Origin of the sequence: Roseburia sp. AF02-12 (assembly GCF_003461765.1) — a bacterium.
GTDB lineage: Bacteria > Bacillota > Clostridia > Lachnospirales > Lachnospiraceae > Roseburia_C > Roseburia_C amylophila.
On sequence record NZ_QTXS01000001.1, the window covers coordinates 614046 to 638646 of the forward strand.

The 24601-nt window shown below is 40.3% G+C and carries 23 protein-coding genes; 22 read left to right on the top strand and 1 reads right to left on the bottom strand.

Annotated elements, in window-relative coordinates:
- Positions 1-56: 56 nt before the first annotated feature.
- The 18 genes from DV740_RS02900 to DV740_RS02985 all read left to right on the top strand — a co-directional run bounded on the left by DV740_RS02900 (position 57) and on the right by DV740_RS02985 (position 20760).
- On the top strand, positions 57-1301 hold the full coding sequence (locus DV740_RS02900) for an NAD(P)/FAD-dependent oxidoreductase (RefSeq protein WP_118087444.1): 1245 nt from the start codon (positions 57-59) through the stop codon (positions 1299-1301).
- Positions 1298-2905, top strand: coding sequence for an NAD(P)/FAD-dependent oxidoreductase (locus DV740_RS02905; RefSeq protein WP_118087445.1), 1608 nt, complete (start codon positions 1298-1300; stop codon positions 2903-2905). The genes DV740_RS02900 and DV740_RS02905 overlap by 4 nt, the downstream gene beginning before the upstream one ends.
- 58 nt (positions 2906-2963) lie before the next feature.
- Positions 2964-5588 carry a DNA mismatch repair protein MutS gene (gene mutS, locus DV740_RS02910; protein WP_118087949.1) on the top strand — a complete coding sequence of 875 codons (2625 nt, stop codon included), beginning with the start codon at positions 2964-2966 and terminating at the stop codon, positions 5586-5588.
- Positions 5589-5605: 17 nt separating this feature from the next.
- Positions 5606-7579 (top strand): DNA mismatch repair endonuclease MutL, encoded by a 1974-nt coding sequence (gene mutL / locus DV740_RS02915; protein WP_118087950.1) that lies wholly within the window; start codon positions 5606-5608, stop codon positions 7577-7579.
- A 6-nt stretch (positions 7580-7585) separates the two neighbouring features.
- Positions 7586-8536 carry a tRNA (adenosine(37)-N6)-dimethylallyltransferase MiaA gene (miaA, locus tag DV740_RS02920; RefSeq protein ID WP_118087446.1) on the top strand — a complete coding sequence of 317 codons (951 nt, stop codon included), beginning with the start codon at positions 7586-7588 and terminating at the stop codon, positions 8534-8536.
- Positions 8537-8623: 87 nt separating this feature from the next.
- Positions 8624-9928 (top strand): methionine gamma-lyase family protein, encoded by a 1305-nt coding sequence (locus tag DV740_RS02925; RefSeq protein ID WP_242994197.1) that lies wholly within the window; start codon positions 8624-8626, stop codon positions 9926-9928.
- 62 nt (positions 9929-9990) lie between these two features.
- The gene (gene radC, locus DV740_RS02930; protein ID WP_117698378.1) at positions 9991-10668 is read left to right on the top strand and encodes a RadC family protein; all 678 of its coding nucleotides are present in this window, start codon (positions 9991-9993) and stop codon (positions 10666-10668) included.
- Between the two features lie 19 nt (positions 10669-10687).
- Complete coding sequence (locus tag DV740_RS02935; RefSeq protein WP_022243806.1) at positions 10688-11704, top strand: rod shape-determining protein; 1017 nt, start codon at positions 10688-10690, stop codon at positions 11702-11704.
- A 9-nt stretch (positions 11705-11713) separates the two neighbouring features.
- On the top strand, positions 11714-12571 hold the full coding sequence (mreC, locus tag DV740_RS02940; protein ID WP_117698377.1) for a rod shape-determining protein MreC: 858 nt from the start codon (positions 11714-11716) through the stop codon (positions 12569-12571).
- Positions 12571-13089: a rod shape-determining protein MreD gene (gene mreD, locus DV740_RS02945; RefSeq protein WP_022243808.1), complete on the top strand. Its 519-nt coding sequence runs from the start codon at positions 12571-12573 to the stop codon at positions 13087-13089. The genes mreC and mreD overlap by 1 nt, the downstream gene beginning before the upstream one ends.
- On the top strand, positions 13082-15943 hold the full coding sequence (locus DV740_RS02950) for a penicillin-binding transpeptidase domain-containing protein (RefSeq protein ID WP_117698376.1): 2862 nt from the start codon (positions 13082-13084) through the stop codon (positions 15941-15943). Before mreD ends, DV740_RS02950 begins: the two co-directional genes overlap by 8 nt.
- A gap of 18 nt (positions 15944-15961) precedes the next feature.
- Positions 15962-16639, top strand: a complete 678-nt coding sequence (gene minC, locus DV740_RS02955) for a septum site-determining protein MinC (protein WP_022243810.1) — start codon at positions 15962-15964, stop codon at positions 16637-16639.
- A gap of 22 nt (positions 16640-16661) precedes the next feature.
- Positions 16662-17453, top strand: coding sequence for a septum site-determining protein MinD (gene minD / locus DV740_RS02960; protein WP_022243811.1), 792 nt, complete (start codon positions 16662-16664; stop codon positions 17451-17453).
- A 13-nt stretch (positions 17454-17466) separates the two neighbouring features.
- Entirely contained in the window at positions 17467-17742 is a 276-nt protein-coding gene (gene minE / locus DV740_RS02965; RefSeq protein WP_022243812.1) for a cell division topological specificity factor MinE, read from the top strand.
- A 27-nt stretch (positions 17743-17769) separates the two neighbouring features.
- Entirely contained in the window at positions 17770-18882 is a 1113-nt protein-coding gene (locus tag DV740_RS02970; RefSeq protein WP_118057454.1) for an FtsW/RodA/SpoVE family cell cycle protein, read from the top strand.
- A 4-nt stretch (positions 18883-18886) separates the two neighbouring features.
- Positions 18887-19282, top strand: coding sequence for a methylglyoxal synthase (locus DV740_RS02975; RefSeq protein ID WP_022243814.1), 396 nt, complete (start codon positions 18887-18889; stop codon positions 19280-19282).
- Positions 19266-20258 carry a D-alanyl-D-alanine carboxypeptidase family protein gene (locus tag DV740_RS02980; RefSeq protein WP_118057455.1) on the top strand — a complete coding sequence of 331 codons (993 nt, stop codon included), beginning with the start codon at positions 19266-19268 and terminating at the stop codon, positions 20256-20258. Before DV740_RS02975 ends, DV740_RS02980 begins: the two co-directional genes overlap by 17 nt.
- Positions 20259-20340: 82 nt before the next feature.
- Positions 20341-20760 carry a twitching motility protein PilT gene (locus DV740_RS02985; RefSeq protein WP_117698372.1) on the top strand — a complete coding sequence of 140 codons (420 nt, stop codon included), beginning with the start codon at positions 20341-20343 and terminating at the stop codon, positions 20758-20760.
- A 65-nt stretch (positions 20761-20825) separates the two neighbouring features.
- Here the strand turns inward: DV740_RS02985 and DV740_RS02990 are convergent, their stop codons facing one another.
- Entirely contained in the window at positions 20826-21038 is a 213-nt protein-coding gene (locus DV740_RS02990) for a DUF378 domain-containing protein (RefSeq protein WP_022243817.1), read from the bottom strand.
- Between the two features lie 91 nt (positions 21039-21129).
- On the opposite strand from DV740_RS02990, the gene DV740_RS02995 reads away from it, so the two are divergent.
- From DV740_RS02995 to DV740_RS03010, 4 genes are read left to right on the top strand one after another with little or no spacing between them, the layout of a single operon-like run.
- On the top strand, positions 21130-22506 hold the full coding sequence (locus DV740_RS02995) for an HlyD family efflux transporter periplasmic adaptor subunit (protein WP_118057456.1): 1377 nt from the start codon (positions 21130-21132) through the stop codon (positions 22504-22506).
- Between the two features lie 59 nt (positions 22507-22565).
- Entirely contained in the window at positions 22566-23258 is a 693-nt protein-coding gene (locus DV740_RS03000) for a YggS family pyridoxal phosphate-dependent enzyme (RefSeq protein WP_117841055.1), read from the top strand.
- Between the two features lie 19 nt (positions 23259-23277).
- Positions 23278-23799 carry a cell division protein SepF gene (locus DV740_RS03005; protein WP_117699220.1) on the top strand — a complete coding sequence of 174 codons (522 nt, stop codon included), beginning with the start codon at positions 23278-23280 and terminating at the stop codon, positions 23797-23799.
- A 36-nt stretch (positions 23800-23835) separates the two neighbouring features.
- Positions 23836-24588: a YlmH family RNA-binding protein gene (locus tag DV740_RS03010; RefSeq protein WP_118057457.1), complete on the top strand. Its 753-nt coding sequence runs from the start codon at positions 23836-23838 to the stop codon at positions 24586-24588.
- The last annotated feature ends 13 nt before the right edge of the window (positions 24589-24601 follow it).

Here is a 24601-nt window from a genome sequence, read left to right on the forward strand (position 1 = left end):
ATAGGTCTGATTGCATAGCAGTCCAAAAGAAATAGAGAGAAGAGTAAATAATTGGCATGAATAAGCATACAGAACGCATAGGTGTCGTTGTAGTCGGTGGAGGTGCTGCCGGATTGGTGGCAGCCATTATGGCGGCACGAAACGGTGCAAAAGTTCTTATTTTAGAGCACAACGAAGTACCTGGTAAGAAGATTTTAGCAACCGGAAACGGTAAATGTAATTATACAAATAAAGTGCAGGGTGTGGACAAATATTACGGACAGAACCCTGCTTTTGTTGCACCTGTATTTGAGCAGTTTGGACTGGAAGAGACACTGCAGTTCTTTAAAGAACTTGGCATATATCCAAAGGAGCGTAACGGCGGATATTATCCTCAGAGCGAGCAGGCAACTGCAATCAGGGATGTGTTGCTGATGGAATTAAAGAAACAGAACGTTGGAGTGGTCTGTGGCTGTGGCATAAGAGGCATAGAAAAGACCACAAAGGGCTTCACTTTTCATACCAAGGGCGGTGATTTTTATGCAACAAAATGCATAATGGCAACCGGTGGTAAGACCTTAAAGAAAAGTGGCAGTGACGGAAGCGGTTTCCTATATCTTGAAAGTCTGGGACATCATATCATAGATTTAGTACCGGGGCTTATCGGATTGAAGGGAAAACAGTCATTTTTTGCTGATATTGCAGGAATTCGTGCAGATGTAAAGGTCGATTTATACATAGAAAGCACGCATGTATGCAGCGAACGGGGTGAATTACAGCTTACGAATTATGGAATATCCGGCATTCCGGTATTTCAGCTTTCAAGAGTTGCCACAAGAGCGTTATCAGAACAGAAAAAAGTCTATGCGACACTTAATTTTGTGCCATTCTGGGAGAAAGAACAGTGCTTAACCTATTTCAAGGAAAGATTTAAGAAAGCAGATGAAAAACACATCGGGGAAGCCTTAATCGGCTTTTTCCCGGAAAAATTAATTCCGGTATTATTAGAAGAGTCACATATAAAAGCTGCAAAATATGCGAACCGGCTGCAGACAGAAGAATTAGAGAGCTTTATAGATACGGTGCAGGGACTCCGGGTGGATATTACTGACTGGAATACCTTTGATACGGCACAGGTGTCTGCCGGTGGCGTAGACACTGATGAAATAGATGCAGAAACCATGGAGTCAAAGCTTTGTCCGGGACTTTATTTTGCCGGAGAAATGGTGGATATTGACGGAATCTGCGGTGGTTATAATTTGCAATGGGCATGGAGCAGCGGCGCAGTAGCCGGGATACATGTGGCAAGGGAGTTATCATGATACGAGTAAATCAGTTAAAGCTTCCGATTGAACATTCGGAAGAGATGTTAAGAAGACAGATTATCAAAACACTTCATCTAAAAAATGAAAAGGATCTGATCCATTATCAGATTCGAAAGCAATCCATTGATGCAAGAAGAAAAAATGAACTTTCCTTTGTATACACAGTGGATGTGGAATTGAAGCAGGAAGCTATGATTTTACATAAGAATAAAAATTCCAATATCAGTAAAGCAAAGGATATACATTATCATTTCCCGGATGCCGGAGAGAAACAGCTGTCCCACAGACCGGTTATTGTAGGAAGCGGTCCGGCAGGAATGTTCTGTGCCTATGAACTGGCAAAGCATGGCTATTGTCCAATTATTTTGGAGCGTGGAAGCAGTGTGGAAGAGAGGACTGCTGAAGTAGAACGGTTCTGGAAGGACGGCATCTTAAATCCAAAGACGAATGTACAGTTTGGCGAAGGCGGAGCAGGTACTTTTTCCGATGGGAAATTAAATACGCTGGTAAAAGATGTGGCAGGAAGAAACCGGGAAGTGTTAGAAATCTTTGTGAAAATGGGCGCTCCGGAAGAAATTTTATATATAAATAAGCCTCATATCGGAACTGATATTTTAAAAACAGTCGTAAAAAACATCCGGCTGGAAATTGAAAGAATGGGTGGAACTTACTGCTTTTTCAGCCAGCTTACAGACATTACGCTGAATGGGAAGAAAGATAAAGTAGAAGCCATCCGGATTAACAGAGAAAAGGAAGTAGCAACAGACGTTCTGGTGCTGGCAATCGGACATTCCGCCAGAGATACTTTCCCAATGTTACAGGAAGCGGGACTTATGATGGAAGCCAAAGCATTTGCGGTGGGATTTCGTGTAGAGCATCCGCAGGCGATGATTGATGCATGCCAGTATAACGGACATAAAAATGCCCTTCTGTCTGCTGCATCCTATAAGCTGACCGCAAATCTTGAGAATCACCGCGGGGTATATTCTTTCTGTATGTGTCCGGGTGGTTATGTCGTAAATGCTTCTTCGGAGGAAGGTATGCTGGCAGTCAATGGCATGAGCTATCATGCAAGAGCCGGGCAGAATGCCAACAGTGCCATTATCATATCGGTTCGACCGGATGATTTTGAAGGGGATGGACCGTTAGCTGGAATTGAGTTTCAGCGGAAATTGGAAAAAAATGCCTATCGCATTGGAAACGGAGCAATTCCGCAGCAGCTTTACGGAGATTTTAAAGAGAATCGCATATCTACAGGATATGGGGCTTTTGAAAGTACCACAAAGGGTGCACATACATTTGCAAATCTCAGGGAAATTTTTCCAAAAGAATTAGCAGCATCTTTTCAGGCAGGAATGGAGCTCTTTCCGAAATACATTCCGGACTATAACAGGGCGGATGCCATTTTATCCGGTGTGGAGAGCCGAACTTCCTCTCCGGTGCGGATTACAAGGGATGAATCCTTTGAAAGTAATATTGCAGGCATTTACCCTTGCGGAGAAGGTGCCGGTTATGCCGGCGGTATTATGTCAGCAGCCATGGACGGATTGAAAGTAGCGGAAGCAATTGCAGGAAAATATGCAAGACTTAAAATAGATTAAAACAACAGGTGTTTTGAAACAGAAAAGGAGATACAGAACATTGACGGAATATACACCAATGATGCAGCATTATTTAAAAACGCATGAAGAATACAAGGACTGTATTTTGTTTTACCGTCTGGGTGACTTTTATGAAATGTTTTTTAATGATGCAAAGGTTGTATCAAAAGAATTAGAGCTTACCTTAACCGGAAAGAGCTGTGGTGCAGAGGAACGGGCACCCATGTGCGGAATCCCATATCATGCAGCAGAAACTTATCTGACCAGACTGGTGAAAAAAGGTTATAAGGTTGCTATCTGTGAGCAGGTGGAAGACCCGAAGCTTGCCAAGGGAATGGTAAAGCGTGAAGTAACAAGAGTTGTAACGCCGGGAACTACCTTAAATGCACAGGCACTGGATGAAACGAAAAATAATTATATCATGTGTATCGCATATATCGGTGACCATTATGGTATTTCTTCTGCAGATATTACCACCGGAGATTACTATGTGACAGAAGTGGATTCGGAACGGAAATTATTGGACGAAGTCAATAAATACCAGCCGACAGAAATCATCTGTAATGAAGCATTTTATATCAGCGGAATTGATATCGATGATATGAAAAACCGTATGGGAATCGTAATTTATTCTCTGGATGCATGGTATTTTTCTGATGAGACAGCACAGATGACTTTAAAGGATCATTTTAAAGTCAGGGATTTAGAAGGACTTGGTCTTGCAGATTATGACAGCGGCGTCGTTGCAGCCGGTGCATTATTAAAATACCTTTACGAGACACAGAAAACAACCCTTTCCAATCTGGTGGCAATTCATCCGTATACCACCGGAAAATTCATGATTATTGACAGTTCTACCAGACGAAACTTAGAGCTGGTTGAAACCCTCCGGGAAAAGCAAAAGCGTGGTTCTCTCCTTTGGGTATTGGATAAGACCAGGACAGCCATGGGAGCAAGAACCTTAAGAAGCTTTGTGGAACAGCCATTAATTGAGCGTACGGAAATAGAAGAACGTTATGATGCCATTGACGAATTTAATACCAATGCCATCACAAGAGAAGAAATCCGGGAATATTTAAATCCGGTCTATGATCTGGAACGGTTGATTACCCGTGTTACTTATCAGACCGCAAATCCAAGGGACTTGATTGCATTTCGCAATTCCATACATATGCTGCCACCGATTAAGACACTGATGAGTGATTTTCAGTCACCACTTTTAAAACGTTTATATGAGCAGCTGGATACGTTGGATGAATTATACGAATTAATCGAACGCTCCATTGCGGAAGAACCGCCACTTACCCTTCATGACGGCGGCATCTTAAAAGAGGGCTATAACGAAGAGGTGGACCGCCTGCGGAAAGCCAAGACAGATGGAAAGAGCTGGCTTGCTGATTTGGAGGCAAAAGAGCGGGAGAAAACCGGAATCAAGAATCTGAAAATCAAATATAACAAAGTATTTGGCTATTATCTTGAAGTAACCAATTCCTTTAAAGACATGGTGCCGGACTATTTCACCAGAAAGCAGACTCTGGCAAATGCTGAGCGTTTTATTACACCGGAATTAAAAGAATTAGAGGATGTTATCCTAGGTGCGGAAGACAAGCTGATTGTCTTAGAATATGAACTGTTCCGGGAAGTCCGCCAGAAGGTGGCGGATGAAGTGGTCCGTATCCAGAAGACCGCCAAAGCAGTGGCGCAGATTGATGTATTTGCATCTCTTGCAACGGTAGCGGAACAGAATAATTACTGCCGTCCGAAATTAAACGAAAAAGGTCTTATCGACATCAAAGATGGCAGACATCCGGTAGTAGAACGGATGATTCAGAATGAAATGTTTGTGGCAAATGATACTTATCTTGATAATGGCAGCAACCGTGTGTCCATTATTACCGGTCCGAATATGGCAGGAAAGTCCACCTATATGCGACAGAGTGCGTTGATTGTACTGATGGCTCAAATCGGAAGCTTTGTTCCGGCAAAATCAGCCAAAATTGGAATTGTAGACCGTATTTTTACCAGAGTAGGGGCTTCTGATGACCTCGCCAGCGGACAGAGTACCTTTATGGTTGAAATGTCAGAAGTGGCAAACATATTACGGAATGCCACTTCCAACAGTCTTTTGATTTTAGATGAAATCGGACGTGGAACCAGTACCTTTGATGGATTGAGTATTGCCTGGGCAGTGGTAGAGCATATCAGTAATCCAAGGCTTCTTGGCGCAAAGACATTATTTGCAACCCATTATCATGAACTGACGGAGCTGGAAGGCAAATTAAACAGCGTAAATAACTACTGCATTGCAGTAAAAGAAAAGGGTGATGATATCGTTTTCCTGCGCAAGATTGTAAAAGGCGGAGCTGATAAGAGTTACGGTATCCAGGTAGCAAAGCTTGCGGGAGTGCCGGATAATGTCATTGAGCGTGCCAAAGAAATTGTAGAAGAATTAAGTAATAATGATATTACGGAAATTGTTCAGAATATCAGTGCGGAGGGAAGCAGCAAACGCAGCAAACCGAAGTTGGACGAGGTGGATTTAGAACAGATTTCACTGCTTGATACCATGGACAACGATACGATATTAAACGAATTAAAAGAACTGGATTTGGGTCAGATGACACCAATCGAAGCAATGAATAAGTTATACGAATTACAGAATAAAGTGAAAAACAGATGGTAAAGGAGGTGGATGGCGTTATGCCACAGATTGCACTGTTAAGTCAGGAAACAATTGATAAAATTGCGGCAGGAGAAGTCATCGAACGACCAAGCTCGGTGGTAAAGGAGTTAGTGGAAAATGCGATAGATGCAGGTTCCAGTGCAGTAACGGTTGAAATCAAAGAAGGTGGAATATCCTTTATCCGTATTTCGGACAATGGTTGCGGAATCGAAAGGGAACAGATTCCTTTGGCATTTTTGCGTCATTCCACCAGTAAGATTAAATCCGTAGAAGATTTGTTTACCGTTACATCCTTAGGGTTCCGAGGTGAAGCATTATCAAGTATCGCAGCAGTAAGTCAGGTGGAACTCATTACAAAGACGAACGGTGATTTTACCGGATCCCGTTATCTCATTGAAGGCTCAAAGGAAGTCTCTTTAGAAGAAATCGGTGCGCCGGATGGAACCACTTTTATTGTACGGAATCTTTTTTATAATACACCGGCAAGAAAGAAATTCTTAAAATCCGCCCAGACAGAAGGCACCTATATTCATGAACTGATGCAGCGGATGATTTTATCCCATCCAGACGTAGCTTTCAAATTTATTATGAATAATCAGGTAAAACTGCAGTCATCCGGAAATGGAAATATCAAGGATATTATCTACCATTTATACGGAAGGGATATTACAAAAGCGCTGCTTCCGATTGCACATGAAAGCGAGCTTTTTAAAGTCAGTGGATTTATTGGAAAGCCGATGATTTCCAGAGGAAACCGGGGCTACGAATTATATTTTGTCAATGGCAGATTTATCCGGAGCCAGATTTTATCCAAAGCTATAGAGGATGCCTTTAAACCGTTTCTGATGCAGCATCAGTATCCCTTTACGGTACTTTATTTTGAGATTGACAGCAGTCTTTTGGATGTAAATGTGCATCCCACTAAGATGGAACTTCGCTTTTCCAACCAGCAGGAGCTGTACCGGGAAGTGCAGAGTATTTTATCGGCAGCGCTAGTGCACCGTGATATTATACCGGAAGTTCCGGTGGATACACCAAAGAAAAACGAGATGGAAGTTCCTAAGATAGAGAAGGTAATGCCAGAGCCATTTGAGCAGAAACGTTTGGAAGAAATCCGGAAGGCAGTACGAAAAGACAGTCCTTACGAAATAAAATATCCTGTCAGCAGACCAATGGGAACCGGGTCAGTCAGCTCTGCGGCACAGGAAAAGCTTCTTGATACGATAAAATCAATGCCACCGGAAGATATGATGGAAGAACGGATTCAGAAAGAGCCGCTTCCGGAACAATCGAAAAAAGAAACGGAAAAAGAACTGGCAAAGGAAGCCTATGTCATCCGTGAGGAAGAAACCTATGGAGCAAAGCCGGAAGGAAGCTATGAACAGGGTTCTTTCTTAAAAGAAGAGGAGATGGCAAAGCAGAAGATTATCGGACAGCTTTTTGATACCTACTGGCTGGTAGAATATAATGACAGACTGTTTATTGTAGACCAGCATGCTGCCCATGAAAAAGTCATGTATGAAAAATTAAAAAAGCAGTTTGAGAAGAAAGAGTTTACTTCTCAGGCTATCAGCCCGCCGATTGTCATAACATTATCCATGCGTGAGGCAGAAGTACTGGAGCGATTCAAAGAACAATTTACGAAGCTTGGTTTCGAAATTGAGCACTTTGGTGGTGCAGAATACAGTATCTGCGGAGTTCCGGGTAATCTTTACCGGCTGAATACCAGGGATGTATTGATTGAAATGTTAGACGAGCTTACCGATGGCATATCCGAGCGGGCAACGACGGATGTTATTTTAGATAAAATCGCATCCATGTCCTGCAAAGCTGCAGTAAAGGGAAGCCAGAGACTGAGCCTGCCGGAAATGGAACAGCTTATGAAGGATTTGATGAAGCTTGATAATCCATATAATTGTCCACATGGAAGACCAACGATTATTGCCATGTCAAAATATGAAATTGAGAAAAAATTCAAGCGGATTGTGTAGGAAAAGATGATGAAGAAACCAATTGTAGTACTGACAGGTCCTACTGCAGTAGGAAAAACAGAATTATCCATTCAGCTTGCAAAGGCCATTGGCGGAGAGATTATCTCCGCCGATTCCATGCAGGTGTATAAATATATGGATATAGGTTCCGCAAAAATCACACCGGAAGAAATGGATGGTGTACGTCATTATCTGGTGGATGAATTAGAGCCTTTCGATGAATTTCATGTGGTAAAATTTCAGGAATATGCCCAAAAATATTTAAATGAAATATATGCCCACGAAAAGATTCCGATTATTGCCGGCGGCACCGGATTTTATATTCAGGCGCTGTTAAATGATATTGATTTTACGGAACAGGAAAGTGACAGTGCATACCGGAAAGAGTTGGACGCGCTGGCCGAAGAACATGGCAATCAGTATCTTCATGACCGGTTAAAGGAAGTGGACCCGGAATCCGCCGAAGTCATCCATCCGAATAACAGAAAACGCGTCATCCGTGCGTTGGAATTCTTTCAGGAGACCGGTAGAAAGATTTCTGAGCATAATGCAAAAGAGCAGATGCGGACTTCACCTTATAATTTTGCCTATTTTGTATTAAATGATGAGCGCAGCCACTTATACAAAAGAATCGATGCCAGAGTAGATAAAATGATAGAAGATGGACTGGAAGCAGAAGTCCGCCGCTTAAAGGAAATGGGCTGCACCAAAGATATGGTGGCAATGCAGGGAATTGGCTATAAAGAAATGTTATCCTATCTTGATGGCGGTTATTCTTTGGAAGAAGCAGTTTATATTATCAAGCGGGAAACAAGACATTTCGCCAAACGGCAGATTACATGGTTTAAACGGGAACGGGATGTCATCTGGCTTAACAAAAATGAGTTCGATTATAAAAATGAGGCAATTCTTGCATACATGATAAAGATACTTAAGGAAAAAGCTATTATTTCTTAAGTTTTTATTCATACAAAAAGAAAGAGAACATTATATGATAGACTTGCTGTAATTTAGAAAGAAATTGCAGCCGGAAAGACGAGGAAAATGATGAAAGACGAAATGATTGAAAAGAAATATGAAGAAATGGGTATCAGCAAAGAAGTATACCGTTTTGGAAAAAAGATAGAGGATGAATTAAAAGAACGTTTTGCAGCAATTGATGCAACAGCAGAATATAATCAGATGAAAGTAATTGATGCCATGCAGAAAAACAGAGTTTCCGCAGAATGCTTTGCCATGTCCAATGGATATGGATATAACGATCTGGGAAGAGATACACTGGAAAAAGTATACGCAAGCTGTTTCCATGGAGAAGATGCTCTGGTTCGTCCGCAGATTACCTGTGGAACCCATGCACTGGCACTGGCATTGATGTCAAATTTAAGACCGGGGGACGAATTATTATCACCGGTAGGAAAACCGTACGATACCTTAGAGGAAGTTATCGGTATCCGACCATCCAAAGGCTCACTGGCAGAATATGGCATTACTTACCGCCAGGTAGATTTACTTTCCGATGGCAGCTTTGATTATGAGAATATCAAAAAAGCAATCAATGAGAAAACACATCTTGTGACCATTCAGCGTTCCAAGGGATACCAGACAAGACCTACCTTATCCGTAGAGCGGATTGGAGAACTGATTTCCTTTATCAAATCCATAAAACCGGACGTTATCTGTATGGTAGATAACTGCTACGGTGAATTTGTAGAAGAAAGAGAGCCACTGGATGTAGGAGCAGACATGATTGTAGGTTCCTTGATTAAGAATCCGGGGGGCGGACTGGCACCAATCGGCGGCTATATTGTCGGCAAAAAAGAATGTGTGGAAAATGCAGCATACCGCCTTACTTCTCCGGGACTCGGCAAAGAAGTGGGTGCTTCCTTAAATGTAATTTCTTCTTTCTATCAGGGACTGTTTCAGGCACCGGTAGTTACAGCAGGTGCATTAAAGGGTGCAATTTTTGCTGCAAATATCTACGAAAGACTGGGCTTTGCCGTTGTACCGAATGGTACAGAGAGCCGTCACGATATTATTCAGGCAGTTACCTTAAACAGCCCGGAAGGTCTGATTGCATTCTGCAAAGGAATTCAGGCTGCAGCGCCGGTGGACAGCTATGTAACACCGGAGCCATGGGCAATGCCGGGCTATGACAGTGATGTCATTATGGCTGCCGGGGCATTTGTACAGGGTTCCTCCATTGAATTAAGTGCCGATGGTCCGTTAAGAGAGCCGTATGCCGTATATTTTCAGGGTGGACTGACCTGGTATCATGCAAAACTTGGAATCCTGATGTCTTTACAAAAACTTTATGAACAGAAACTTGTTAATGAAGATATGATGTGTTAATATAAAGTATATGCCTTTTTGGAAGAAATGGGTTACCGGTGAGAGTAGAAAGAGGTTATAATATGACGGCAAAAAATCTGCCAGTCTCCGAACAGCCCTATGAAAAGTGCTTGAAATCCGGGGCGGCATCCCTATCGGATGCAGAGCTTTTAGCGGTAATTATCCGCTGTGGCACAAATGGAAGTTCTTCAACAGAAGTAGCAAAGCATGTATTGAGCAAACGCACCGGAAATCTTTTAGGGCTTTATCAGATGAGTCTTAAGGAATTACAGGAGGTTCCGGGTATCGGGAAAGTAAAAGCAATCCAGTTAAAGTGTATTGCAGAGCTTTCAAAACGGATTGCACAGACCGGACGCCAGCAGACAGTTGTAATGCAGAATGCTTTTTCCGTAGCAGACTATTATATGGAACAGCTTCGGCATGAAGAAAAAGAACATCTGATGCTTTGCATGTTTGATACGAAGTGTCATCTGATTGCAGATTCCATTCTTTCAATTGGCACAGTAAATGCCTCACTGATTTCCCCGAGGGAGATTTTCTTGAAAGCATTTGAATATCATGCAGTACATGTGATTTTAGTGCATAATCATCCCAGCGGAAATCCGCTACCAAGCAGGCAGGACATTGAAGTTACCAGAAAGATAGTAGAAGGCGGCAGGCTTCTTGGAATTGAGCTTGCTGATCATATTATTATTGGTGATAAAAAATATTTTAGTTTTAAAGAACAGGAAATGCTATGATTTCCGGAGGGAGAAAGAAATGTCGAATAACATTTATGGAATTGATCTTGGAACCTCTAATATGAAGGTATATTGCAAGGCAACTGGGAAAATACTAAATGAAAAAAATACGATTGCCATCATAAATAAGAATCAGATGTATGCTTATGGTGATGCAGCGTATGCAATGTATGAGAAGGCACCGGAGCAGATTCAGGTTTCTTTTCCGATTATCTGTGGTGTTATTGCAGATTTTAATAATATGCAGACCATGATACAGGAATTTTTAGAAAAACACGCAAAGGGCAAGACCCGTGGTGCAGAATTTATCGTTGCGGTACCAACAGATATTACGGAAGTTGAGAAAAAAGCTTTCTTTGATATCTTTTATAAGAGCAAAATGAAACCGAAGTCTGTCCTTTTATGTGAGAAGCCATTGGCTGATGCTGTTGGTTTGGGACTTGATGTTAATGAGCCGACCGGAGCCATGATTGTAGATATCGGAGCAGATACCACAGAAATTTCAGTAATTTCCCTGGGTGGACTTGTATTAAGTGACTTACTGCATTTTGGTGGAAATCGCATTGATGACTCCATCAGCAGTTATATCAAAAAGAACTTTAATCTTGTGATCGGGCGCAAAACTGCTAAGACTTTAAAAGAAGAACTTGGTTCCGGTACACCTGGCATGGAAAAGAGTATGGTTATAGTTGGCCGTGACGTAGTCAGTGGTCTGCCGATTGAGATGGAGATTACTGCAGAAGTCATTTATGCTGCAATTAAGGATAATCTTAATTCTATCTGTAACTCTATTAAAATGATTTTGGAGAAGACTCCGCCTGAACTTGCAAAGGATATTATTCATTCCGGTATTTATATTACTGGTGGCGGTTCTAAAATACATAATCTGGATAAATTATTTACTGAGATTACCAATATAAAGGTAAATTCCTGCGAGAATCCGGAAGAATGTGCAGTTCGCGGATTGAATAAGATTGTTTCAGATGAAAAATATAAACATTTAGGATTCAGTATGAAGTCCAAAATATATAAATAGAGGCATAAAATGAGACGTAGACCAAAACATCAAATTCCAACAAAGTATATATTATTGTCCATGACCGCATTATGTATTCTGGCAATGTATGTCAGTTTTTCATTGAATCTTGGTGGTGGACCGTTGAATTCGATTGCCGGTGCAATTTTTGAACCAATGCAGAAGGGAATCAATTATGCTGGTACATGGCTTTCTGACAAGGCAGATAATTTAAAAAATCTGAATGACGTCATGGAAGAAAACGAACAGTTGAAGGGACAGGTAGAAGAACTGACCAACGAATTAAACACCATTAAATTAGAACAGTATGAACTGGATAATTTAAGGGAACTGTTAGCTTTAGACCAGCAGTATTCGGATTACAAGAAAACCGGAGCAAATGTTATCGGAAAGGATCCGGGCAACTGGTTTTCCATCTTCACCATTGACAAAGGCTCCAAAGATGGAATTGAAGTAGATATGAATGTCATTGCCGGAAACGGACTGGTAGGAATTGTTATTGATGTTGGACCACATTATGCAAAGGTGCGTTCTGTGATTGATGATTCTGCCAAGGTATACGGCATGATATTAAATACGTCAGATAACTGTATCATAAATGGTAATCTTCAGAGTATGAATGAAGACCAGGTAATCGAGTTCTCCGGATTAAACGACAGTGAGAACAAGGTTCAGATAGGAGATCAGATTGTAACTTCCAATGTCAGTGACAAATATCTGCAGGGCATTCTGGTTGGATATGTCAGCAGTATTTCGGAAGATTCCAACCACCTGACCAAATCAGGAACCATTACTCCGGCAGTTGACTTTGAACATCTTCAGCAGGTTTTGGTTATACTTGACAAAAAGGAAACGGGGTCTGATTGATGAGAAGAAAAATCACCGTTACATTAATTATTATTGTATGCTTTTTATTGCAAAGCACATTATTTAAGGCGTTATCCTTTGCGTCTATTTCTCCGAATCTTTTGATTGTGGTCTGTGCATCTTTTGGATTTATGCGCGGAAGAAAAGAAGGGATATTTATCGGTTTCTTCAGTGGACTGCTGATAGATATCTTTTTTGGGGAGATGATTGGATTTTATGCCCTTTTATATATGTATGCAGGCTTCTTAAACGGATGCTTTAAGAAGATGTTTTACCCGGACGATATTAAGCTTCCAATGCTTTTGATTGCCGGAAGTGATTTATCTTATAATCTGTTTATCTACTTTTTCCGGTTTTTATTCCGCAAGCAGTTTGCAATTGGATATTATATGTTACACATTATCATACCGGAACTTGTATACACGCTTTTGATTTCTGTAGTTTTATATTTCATTATTTTGAAAATTAACCAGCGGTTAGAGCGTATTGAAAAAAGGAGTGCAGCGAAATTTGTTTGATACACTGAAAGAAATACTTCATAAAGTTGCAAAATCAAGAATATTTGTACTCTGCGTTGTCATGATTCTTTTGTCATCGACTCTGATAGGCAGACTATTTTACCTTCAGATTATCAAAGGTGAAGAGTATCAGGATAATTACAGTTTAAAAATCCAGAAACCACGTATCTTAAATGGTTCCCGTGGCAATATTTATGACCGTAATGGTAATCTTTTAGCCTACAACGAACTGGCAAACAGCGTAACCATTGAGGATAATGGTTCTTATGACAAGACTTCAGAAAAGAATGAGGCTCTTAATACAGAACTTTACAATATTATCAAAGAGCTGGATAAAAACGGCGATGTCATTGAAAATGATTTTGAAATCGGACTGGATGATGACGGGAACTATTATTATACGGTAGAGGGAACCACATTAAAGCGTTTCCTTGCTGACACTTATGGACATTCTTCTGCAGATGATTTAGTCTATAATAAGAATCTGAAATATAACGAAGCAGAAGCAACCCCAAAGCAGGTAATGGATTATCTTTGCAGATCCAGTGACAAAAATGGCTATGATTTATCGGAAGATGATTATGCCAGAGAAGACTTATACCGGATTGTGGTATTGCGTTGTGCCATTGCAGAAAACAGCTATCAGAAATATATTTCCACAACCATTGCCCAAAATGTTAGTGATGAAACCGTAGCATATATTACAGAAAATATGAATGCATTGCAGGGTGTGGATATCTCGGAAGATACCATCCGAAAATATGTAGACAGCGAGTATTTTTCCCATATTATCGGATATACCGGAAAGATTTCCCAGGAAGAATATGATGAATTATCTGCTGATAATGATGAGTATTCTTTAAATGATGTCATTGGAAAATCCGGAATTGAGCAGGTTATGGACGAAACACTGCAGGGTAAAAAGGGCAGTGAAACCGTTTATGTAGACAGCCTTGGAAAAGTAATGGAGACAACCGAGCGGATTGAGCCACAGGCTGGAAATGATGTTTATCTTTCTATTGATAAAGATTTGCAGGAAGCGGTTTATAATCTTTTGGAACAGGAAATTGCCGGAATTTTATATTCTAAAATTGTGAATATCAAAGAATATAATACTGCAGCCGGAACAGCGTCCGATATTCTGATTCCAATTGATGATGTGTATTTTGCATTGATTAATAATAATGTATTGGATTTAAACCACTTTAGTACTGAAGATGCTTCCGATGTAGAAAAACAGATTTTCAGTGCCTTTGGAAGTAAACAGCAAACAGTATTAGCCCAGGTGGAAAGCAGCCTTAGCAGTTCAGCAGCAACTCCAGTGGATGAGTTGCCTGAGGAAATGCAGGATTATATGACCTATATTCCGAAAATGCTGGTCAATAATAAAATTTTGCTTACAGATTCCATTGACAAATCGGATGAAACTTATAAAAATTATGCAGGTAATAAAATCAGTGTAAATGAATATTTAAATTATGCTATCAGCCAGAAATGGATTGATATCACGAAGTTTTCCGTAGACGAGAAGTATTCTGATTCTTCCGAAATCTATGATGCACTGGTCAGCTATATTGTAGAAGAGCTGGCATCAGATAAGGGATTTTCAAAAATTATGTATAAGTACATGATTCACGATGACCTGATTAATGGAACGCAGCTTTGTCTTGCACTTTTTGACCAAAAAGTGTTAAACTATGATGACACGGCAGTAAGTGGGTTACAGTCCGGCAGCATCAGTGCCTTTAATTTTATAAAAGAAAAGGTGAAGAATCTTGAGATTACACCGGCACAGCTTGCATTGGATCCTTGTTCCGGCTCCTGTGTCATTACAGATGTAAAGACCGGCGAACTGTTGGCCTGTGTTACTTATCCGGGCTATGATACCAACCGTCTGGCAAATACAGTAGACAGTAATTATTATAATTTGCTGTATCAGGATTTATCAAATCCGTTCTATAATAATGCAACACAGCAGACGACGGCACCTGGTTCTACCTTTAAGATGGTTACTGCAACAGCAGGACTTACTGAGGGTATTATTTCACCTGGTACAACTATTTTGGATAAAGGACAGTTTGAAGAAGTGGCAAATGGACCAAAATGTTGGATTTATCCAAGCAGTCACGGTTCCATCAATGTTTCAGAGGCATTAAGAGATTCCTGTAACTATTTCTTTTATAAAGTTGGTTACGATTTAAGTATGGTAAATGGAACTTATAATGAAGACCATGGTGTGGAAATGATTAATAAATACTCATCCATGTATGGTCTTGATTCTAAAACCGGAATTGAAATTGCAGAAAGTAAACCGAAGCAGACCACAGAGTTCCCGATTACTTCTGCAATCGGACAGAGTAACAACAGTTTTACTACGGTACAGTTATCCCGTTATGTAACCGCAGTTGCAAACAGTGGAACCGTATATAATTATACCCTGTTAAAACAGGTTACAGATTCCGATGGTAACGTATTAGAAACCTATGAACCGACCGTAAAGAACACGATGGACAATATTTCAGAGAGTACCTGGGATACCATTCATTCCGGTATGAAAATGGTGGTAGAAACACATGAACAGTTTGAGGGGCTTGGTGTGGATTCGGCCGGTAAGACAGGTACGGCACAGCAGGTACCAACCAGACCAAACCATGCGTTATATGTAGGATATGCACCATATAATAATCCTGAGATTTCCATTGCAACCCGTATTGCATACGGATATACATCAGCCAATACTGCAGAACTTGCTGCATCAGTATATAAATATTATTTCCATTTGGAGGATACATCTACCTTGTTAGATGGTCAGGCAGAAGATGTTGGAGCTGCTGCCAATGCCTTTAATGATTAAATGTCAGGAGGGAAGTATATGTCGCAACCAGTTGTTTTAAAGAGTAATCCCCATGGAATCAATCTGATTTTAGATGATAGAATTCCATTTCAGGAGCTATTAGACGAGATACTTCATAAATTTAAAGAATCCGACAAATTCTTTAAAAATGCCAGAATTGCCTTGTCTTTTGAGGGCAGGGAATTAAGTCAGGAAGAAGAACTTGCAATCGTTGATTTGATCAGTCGAAATACCAGCATTGATGTGGTATGTATTTTAGATAATAATTCCCTGCGGGATGAAATCTGTGCCCGAAAGATTCAGGAATTTGATGAAAGCCAGTCTGGAAGAACCGGTGAATTCTATAAGGGAACACTGCGAAGTGGACAGGTCATTGAATGTAAGACAAGCATTGTTGTACTTGGCGATGTGAACCCAGGTGCAAAAATTATTGCAAAAGGAAATATTGTGGTATTAGGCTCGCTTCGTGGCAATGCCTATGCTGGAGCGGCAGGAGATGAGCATACCTTTGTAGCTGCCCTTGATATGGACCCGGTACAGATTAAAATAGGTAATGTAATTGGAAGAAGCTCTGACCGCGGACCACTGAGTGCCATTAAGAACCGGCGGAAGACTTTAGAACCGCAGGTAGCTGTTGTTATGGATGATTCCATACTAATCGAACCGATTACAAGTGGATTATTAATGAATATATAAGATTTAGGAGGAAGAATAAATCATGAGCGAAGTAATTGTTATTACATCAGGAAAAGGCGGTGTTGGTAAGACAACAACTACTGCAAATGTAGGAACCGGTCTTGCACAGTTAAATAAAAAAGTAGTATTGATTGATACCGATATCGGATTACGTAACCTTGATGTAGTTATGGGTCTTGAGAACCGTATTGTATACAATCTGGTAGATGTTGTAGAAGGCAACTGCAGAATCAAACAGGCATTAATCAAAGATAAGAAATATCCGAACCTTTTCTTATTGCCATCTGCCCAGACCAGAGATAAAACCTCTGTTACACCGGAGCAGATGCAGAAATTAGTAGAAGAATTAAGAGAAGAATTTGATTACATATTATTAGACTGCCCGGCTGGAATCGAGCAGGGATTTAAAAATGCAATTGCAGGAGCAGACCGTGCACTGGTTGTTACCACACCGGAGGTATCTGCAATCCGTGATGCAGACCGTATCATTGGTCTTTTAGAGGCAAATGAGATTAAGAAAATCGAGTTAATCGTAAATCGACTGCGTATGGATATGGTAAAACGTGGCGATATGATGTCCATTGAAGATGTTCATGAGATTCTTGCTATCGATTTAATCGGTGCAGTTCCGGATGACGAACAGATTGTAATCTCAACCAACCAGGGTGAGCCGTTAGTAGGCTCTGACAGCCTTGCAGGACAGGCATATTTAAATATCTGTAAACGTATCATGGGCGAAGAAGTACCGCTTCTTGACTTAGAGTCTAAAAATGGCGTATGGTCTAAATTCGTAAGTTTATTTAAGAAAAACTAGGGGGATAATAATTATGGGATTCATGGATTTTTTTAAGAAAAAGAATTCCGGTAATGTAGCGAAAGACCGTCTGAAATTATTGCTGATTTCAGACCGTGCTGACTGCTCACCGGATGTAATGGAAAATATCAAAAACGATATTATCCAGGTAATATCAAAGTATATGGAAATTGATGCGGAAGGGCTTGATATTCAGATTACCCAGACCGAATCAGATGGTAACAACGGAACTGTTCCGGCATTGTTTGCAAATATTCCGATTAAGGATTTGAAGCATTCCGGAAAATAACAGACTTCAGATTGGAAGTAGTGATTTATGTTAAAACAATACCGCTTAAGAGACTACCGTTTCCGACTGATATTTTATGTGGTGGCACTGACCATCATTGGAATTATGGTAGTTGGCAGTGCAAAGCCTTCCGTACAGAATAAGCAGATTGCAGGATTAATCTTAGGTCTGATTGTAATGGTTGGTATATCGCTGATTGATTACAATTTTATATTGAAATTCAGTTGGATATTCTATTTTGTTAATGTGGCTTTATTGGCAGCTATCTTTGTCATTGGAGAAGAGACAAAAGGCGCGCGCCGCTGGCTGAAGCTTGGAATCCGCTTTCAGCCTTCCGAATTAGGCAAAATCCTGTTAGTTTTGTTTTTTGCCTATTATCTAAGCAAAAATAAAGATAAACTGAATAATATCCGGACGCTGTTTTGCTCGCTGGTATTGGCAGCCGTACCGCTTCTTCTGATTTTTAAGGAGCCGGATCTTTCTACCACAATTGTTACAGCATTAATTTTTGCATCCCTCTTGTTTATTGCCGGATTAAGTTATAAAATAGTAATGGGTGTGCTGGCAGTGGCAGTTCCGTCACTGGTTGTGGTCTTAACGCTGGTATTACAGCCGGGGCAGAAACTTTTGACAGGAAATCAGGCACTTCGTATTTTAGGCTGGCTGGAACCCGATAAATATCCTAACATTGCATATCAGCAGCAGAACTCGATTATGGCAGTGGGCTCCGGACAGCTTTGGGGCAAGGGACTGAATAATACGAATATTGTTTCCGTTAAAAACGGTAATTTTATATCCGAACCGCAGACAGACTTTATTTTTTCTATAGTAGGTGAAGAGATGGGCTTTATCGGCAGTGTTATTATTATCGTATTACTGTTTCTGATTACCATAGAATGTCTGTTGGTTGCAAGACGTGCAAAAGACATGGCAGGCCGGTTAATTGCCAGCGGAATTGCTGCATTGATTGGTTTCCAGAGTTTTGTAAATATATGCGTTGTCACAGGCTTGATGCCAAATACCGGACTTCCACTTCCTTTTGTAAGCTACGGATTAACGTCGTTAGTCACGTTGTTTGCGGGAATTGGACTGGTAATGAATGTAGGGCTTCAGCCTAGAAAATATGGACAGGGGGACTAAACGAATGAATATCGGTTTGATTGCACACGACGCGAAGAAAAAGCTTATGCAGAATTTTTGTATTGCATACCGGGGAATTCTTTGTAAAAATGAACTTTTTGCAACGGGAACTACCGGAAGACTAATTGAGGAAGTAGCAAATCTGAATGTCCACAAATATCTCGCAGGTCATTTAGGCGGTGCACAGCAGCTTGGTGCACAGATTGAGCATAACGAGATTGACCTTGTGATTTTCCTGCGTGATCCATTATCACAGAAGTCACATGAGCCGGATGTAAACAGTGTTGTTCGTTTATGCGATATACACAATATTCCGCTGGCAACAAATCTTGCTACTGCAGAGCTTTTGATTAAATCATTAGACAGAGGAGACCTTGAGTGGCGTGAAATGTATAAATAAACGTGTACTGGCAGGTCTGCTTGTTGTATGTGTGTTCGTATCTGTAACGGGTTGTGGGAAAGCCAAAAGCGTTGTAGAGAATGGCTATCCGGTATATGGAGAAAGCAGCAGCGTAAATGTGCTATCCTGTGCAGAGGATACGGTCAGCTCTTATTTTGGTGCCAATTTATGTGTTGGCGGAACTGAAAATATCGGGCAGGAATCCGTAGAACATAACAGTGTGGCAGAGGCCGCCGGAGTATTTAACACGGCAACTAATACAATTACATATGCCCAGAATATATATGAGCGGATGTATCCGGCTAGTACAACAAAGATACTGACCGCTTATCTTGCTATCAAATATGGAAATCTCAGTGATGTGGTAACAATCAGTGACAATGCCGTAAATCTGGCATCTGATTCTTCTAAATGTGGATTGCAGGCGGGAGACCAGATGACTTTACAGGATTTACTTTATGGTCTGATGCTGCGAAGCGGAAATGATGCAGCCATTGCAATTGCAGAACATATTTCCGGTTCCGTAGAAGCTTTTGTGGATTTGATGAATCAGGAAGCACAGCAACTTGGTGCAACCGGTTCTCATTTTATGAATCCAAATGGACTGCCGGATGAGAATCATTATACAACCGTTTATGATTTGTATCTGATTTTCCAAAAGGCATTACAGGACGAGACCTTTTACCAGCTGATTTCTACCAGTTCCTATACCACCAATTATACAGCGGCAGATGGCAGTGCTAAGACCCAGGACTGGAGCAGTACCAATCAGTATAAAACCGGTGAATCCAAATTACCGGATGGATTTACACTGGTGGGCGGTAAGACAGGAACCACCGGGGACGCAGGATTCTGTCTTGTGTTACTTACGGATAATGCCGGTGGACAACCGGTGATATCCATTGTATTAAAGGCAGACTGTAAATCCAATCTGTATCTTATGATGAATGAAATACTTGCCGGATGTGGTAACTAGGCATTGTATAAAGCAGCAACATATTATATAATGAACTTATATAGTTCTTCATTGAAGAAAATAATGTCTGGGAGGAAATGCGATGATTGAAATAATTGCAGGAGAAAAGGGTAAAGGAAAGACAAAAGTATTACTGGATAAGGTAAACGAAGCTGTAAAAACAGTCGGTGGCAGCATTGTATATCTGGATAAGAGCCAGAAACATATGTATGAGCTGGACAATAAAGTCAGACTTGTCAATGTTGCAGATTTTCCAATATCCAATTGTGATGAGTTTTTAGGTTTTATATGTGGTATCGTTTCATCTGATCATGATTTACATGAGATGTATCTGGATAGTTTTCTTACGATTTCCGGTATGAAGGACGAAGAATTTACCCATGCTATTGAAAAACTTGATGTCATCAGTGAGAAGTATAAAGTTAAATTTATTTTAAGTATTTCTATGGATGCTTCAAAACTTCCAGAATGTGCAAAAGCAAAAGTAGTTGTAGCACTTTAAAAATGCCTGAATTGGCAGTAAAAGCGGTGTCTTAAGTCCTTAAAATGCTTAAGACACCTTTTTTACTAAGCCTGTTCGATAGAGCGGATTCGTCCGTAGGCAGAAAGCAGATAAAGACCGCTGATTCCGACAAGTGCATAGATAATGCGGGAAAGCCAGCTCATATTACCAAACAGAAATGCCACCAGGTCAAATCGGAAGAATCCGATGAGTCCCCAGTTGATGGCTCCAATGATTACAAGTGTTAGTAATGTATAATCTAATCCTTTTGAACTCATATCCAAAGTCCTCCTTTACTATGTAGTATGGTGCAAAGTGGATGACATTATACATCAATTTCTATTTATTCTTTATAAAGGCGGAACGATTGTGGCTGAAACAAAAAAGATTGTAAAGTATCGAAAACCATTTCATTTAAATATAGAGATTGTCATTTTTGTTATTATTCTTGTATATATTCTTTTTTATGTATTTTCTTATTTCACTGAAAAACACATTGGAATATATGAAGTGACCCAGGGTACAATTGCCGAGAATAATACTTATACCGGATTGATTGTAAGGTCAGAAAGTGTTTATACTTCCGACTATAGTGGTACCTTTAATTATTACATTGCAGACAATGCCCAGGCTGGCTGGAACAATATTATCTGTTCTGTGGATGAGACAGGCTCTGTCAGTAATCAGTTGGCTGCTGCAGCTGCTTCAGATACCACGGGGCTTGACAGTGATTATTTTAAAAATCTGAAGTCCAATGTATCACAGTTTACCCAGTCCTATGATTCATTGTCTTTTTATCATGTATATGATTTTAAAGAAAATGTAAGCTCCCAGGTCATGGAATCGGTAAATATGAGCGCATTATCCGATTTGACAGCATCCGGGGCAACGGCAAGTGATACTTTCCATATCAGTTATGCCCAGACTCCGGGGCTGATTGCTTATTATACCGATGGCTATGAAAATATCACGACAGATAATTTTACGGCAGATGATATTCAGCCGCTGGATTATAAGAAGACAACCATTAAAAATAACAGTACGATTGCTGCAGGTGACCCGATTTATAAGCAGATTACCAGTGAAAACTGGAATATCATTCTTCCGGTCAAGAAAGCAACCTATGACCGGTTAACAGACAGCAATGTTATTGAAATCAAATTTAAAAAAGACAATACGAGCTGCTGGGTGAATTATGAATTAAAAGCCCAGGGGAATGATTATTATGTGATATTATCTCTGCACAATAACATGGTTCGCTTTGCAGGAGACCGTTTTACCGATGTGGAATTACTGCTGACAGAGCGGAGTGGACTTAAGATCCCAAATTCTTCTATCACGGAAAAGGCGTTCTATACTGTTCCGAAGGAATATTTTACCCGTGGAGGCGATTCTAACTCCTTAGGCTTATATGTAAGGGACAATAAGACCAATGCTGTTAATTTCGTTGCAACAGCTATTTTCCAGGAATCCGAAACGGATTATTATATTGACGAAGAAGAAATTACTGCCGGCAGTATCATTCAAAAGCCGGATTCCAACGATACTTTTGAGGTGCAGGCGCAGTCCACACTTCAGGGTGTATACAATGTCAACAAGGGATATGCGGTATTCAAGCAGATTGATATTTTGTATCAGAATGAAGAATATACCATTGTAAAGGCTGGAACAGATTTTGGAATCTCCATTTATGATCACATTGCATTAGAGGGCGATGCTGTTTCCGAGGATGATCTGATTAATTAATATTGTTAAAAAAGTAACATTATCATAAAATGATATCATGAGATTAAGAGGTGTATAAAATGCTGAAAGAAAACTTAAAAGAAGTGCAGGAAAATATTTTAAAGGCATGTGAAAAGTCCGGAAGGAATCCGGAAGATGTAACATTGATTGCTGTCAGCAAGACCAAGCCGGTACCAATGCTGCAGGAAATTTACGATGAAAACATCCGTGACTTTGGGGAAAATAAAGTGCAGGAGCTGGTAGAAAAATATGATGAGCTTCCACAGGATATCAAATGGCATATGATTGGTCATTTACAGAGAAATAAAGTGAAATATATCGTTGATAAGGTCTGCCTGATTCATTCTGTAGATTCTTATCGTCTCGCTGAAGAAATTAATATTCAGGCAAAGAAGAAAAATATCACAGTTCCAATTCTCGTGGAAGTCAATATTGCTGAAGAAAGTAGCAAATTTGGTATTCATGCAGAGGATGCCATTGCACTGGTAGAACAGATTGCACAGCTTGAAAATGTACGGATAAAAGGACTTATGACTATTGCTCCGTTTGTAGAAAATCCAGAAGATAACCGTCAATATTTTCGGAATATCCGCCAATTATCTGTTGACATAGCCGCAAAAAACATTGATAATGTATCTATGAATGTCCTGTCCATGGGTATGACAGGAGATTATATGGTTGCCATTGAGGAAGGTGCTACAATGGTTCGTGTCGGTACCGGAATTTTTGGCGAAAGAAATTATAATAAATAAGTAGTTAGGAGAATGAACAATGGGTCTTTTTGATAAATTTATGGATGTTATGCGTTTGAACTCAGATGATGACGATGATGATTTCTATGATGACGATTATTATGATGATGAGGAAGAAGAAAAGCCAAAGAAAAAGCTTTTCCATAAGCATGAGGAAGAGGATGACGATTTCGATGAGCCTGTTGTAAAGGAGAAACCAAAGGCAGTCAGCAAGATTACTCCAATGCGCAGCAGCCGGAAGCAGAATGGTAATATGGCAGTCTGTGTGATTAAGCCAACCTCTTTTGAGGATGCAAGAGAGATTACGGAGACTCTTCTTATGAACCGTACCGTTGTATTGAATGTAGAGGGTCTGGATGTTGAGATTGCCCAGAGAATTATTGACTTTACCTCTGGTTCCTGTTATGCAATCAATGGGAATTTGCAGAAGATATCCAATTATATCTTTATTATTACACCGGAATCTGTTGATATTTCAGGTGACTTCCAGGAGATTTTAGACAGCTTCTCCGGTTCATCCATTCAGACAGATTTTCGTTAATAGTATTACAATCAAAATATATGATGTGATATAGCTATGATGCAGGATGAACAATTAATAAAAAAACGCTTCCTGGACTTGTTCCAGCAGGCACAACGCAAGGGGATTGTCTGTTTCAGCGATTTTCTTACCCTGAATGAACAGAATATCTTAAATAGCTGCGCCGGATCATTGGGAATTACCTATGAATTATCGGGCGGCTGTTTTTATGCAGAGCGTCAGATAGCAGCTTTTCTTCCTGATGCTCTTTATTATGAATGGAGTTATCCAATTAAATGTATTGAAATCGCACCGGCTTATCCGAAATTTGCAGATACAATTTCCCACCGTGATGTATTGGGAGCATTGATGAATCTTGGCATTGCAAGAGAGAAGCTGGGAGACATTCTGATAAAGGATAATAATGCTTACCTTTTTGTAAAAAGGGAAATTGCCGATTACATAGCCGAGGAACTTCAACAGGTATGTCATACTATAGTACATTGTGTTTTAGAAGAACCATCAGCTATGGCAGTGGAGCCAGAATTAAAAGAATTCGAAAAAATTGTGGCATCGAATCGCTTAGATAGTGTGATAGCTGCCATGAGTGGAAAATCAAGAAGCCAGTCGGTTGTGCTGATACAATCCGGTAAAATTTTTATCAATGGTGCAGAGTGTTTACATAACACATACTTATGTAAACAAAAAGATGTGATTTCCATCCGGGGCACCGGAAAATTCATTTTTGATGGGGAAATTGGCACCACAAAGAAAAGTAAGATGAAAATCCGTTTCCGGCAGTATGTTTGATTAATGATGAAAA

Excerpts from the sequence above, each read along its gene's own strand:
- DV740_RS02990 (WP_022243817.1), bottom strand. The coding sequence starts at position 21,038 with ATGAGTTCAAAAGGATTAGATTATACATTACTAACACTTGTAATCATT.
- DV740_RS03000 (WP_117841055.1), top strand. The coding sequence starts at position 22,566 with ATGCTGAAAGAAAACTTAAAAGAAGTGCAGGAAAATATTTTAAAGGCA.
- mreC (WP_117698377.1), top strand. The coding sequence starts at position 11,714 with ATGAGACGTAGACCAAAACATCAAATTCCAACAAAGTATATATTATTG.
- DV740_RS02900 (WP_118087444.1), top strand. The coding sequence starts at position 57 with ATGAATAAGCATACAGAACGCATAGGTGTCGTTGTAGTCGGTGGAGGT.
- minE (WP_022243812.1), top strand. The coding sequence starts at position 17,467 with ATGGGATTCATGGATTTTTTTAAGAAAAAGAATTCCGGTAATGTAGCG.
- DV740_RS02935 (WP_022243806.1), top strand. The coding sequence starts at position 10,688 with ATGTCGAATAACATTTATGGAATTGATCTTGGAACCTCTAATATGAAG.
- mreD (WP_022243808.1), top strand. The coding sequence starts at position 12,571 with ATGAGAAGAAAAATCACCGTTACATTAATTATTATTGTATGCTTTTTA.
- miaA (WP_118087446.1), top strand. The coding sequence starts at position 7,586 with ATGATGAAGAAACCAATTGTAGTACTGACAGGTCCTACTGCAGTAGGA.
- DV740_RS02970 (WP_118057454.1), top strand. The coding sequence starts at position 17,770 with ATGTTAAAACAATACCGCTTAAGAGACTACCGTTTCCGACTGATATTT.
- DV740_RS03005 (WP_117699220.1), top strand. The coding sequence starts at position 23,278 with ATGGGTCTTTTTGATAAATTTATGGATGTTATGCGTTTGAACTCAGAT.
- mutL (WP_118087950.1), top strand. The coding sequence starts at position 5,606 with ATGCCACAGATTGCACTGTTAAGTCAGGAAACAATTGATAAAATTGCG.
- DV740_RS02905 (WP_118087445.1), top strand. The coding sequence starts at position 1,298 with ATGATACGAGTAAATCAGTTAAAGCTTCCGATTGAACATTCGGAAGAG.
- DV740_RS02975 (WP_022243814.1), top strand. The coding sequence starts at position 18,887 with ATGAATATCGGTTTGATTGCACACGACGCGAAGAAAAAGCTTATGCAG.
- minD (WP_022243811.1), top strand. The coding sequence starts at position 16,662 with ATGAGCGAAGTAATTGTTATTACATCAGGAAAAGGCGGTGTTGGTAAG.
- minC (WP_022243810.1), top strand. The coding sequence starts at position 15,962 with ATGTCGCAACCAGTTGTTTTAAAGAGTAATCCCCATGGAATCAATCTG.
- DV740_RS03010 (WP_118057457.1), top strand. The coding sequence starts at position 23,836 with ATGATGCAGGATGAACAATTAATAAAAAAACGCTTCCTGGACTTGTTC.
- mutS (WP_118087949.1), top strand. The coding sequence starts at position 2,964 with ATGATGCAGCATTATTTAAAAACGCATGAAGAATACAAGGACTGTATT.
- radC (WP_117698378.1), top strand. The coding sequence starts at position 9,991 with ATGACGGCAAAAAATCTGCCAGTCTCCGAACAGCCCTATGAAAAGTGC.
- DV740_RS02925 (WP_242994197.1), top strand. The coding sequence starts at position 8,624 with ATGATGAAAGACGAAATGATTGAAAAGAAATATGAAGAAATGGGTATC.
- DV740_RS02985 (WP_117698372.1), top strand. The coding sequence starts at position 20,341 with ATGATTGAAATAATTGCAGGAGAAAAGGGTAAAGGAAAGACAAAAGTA.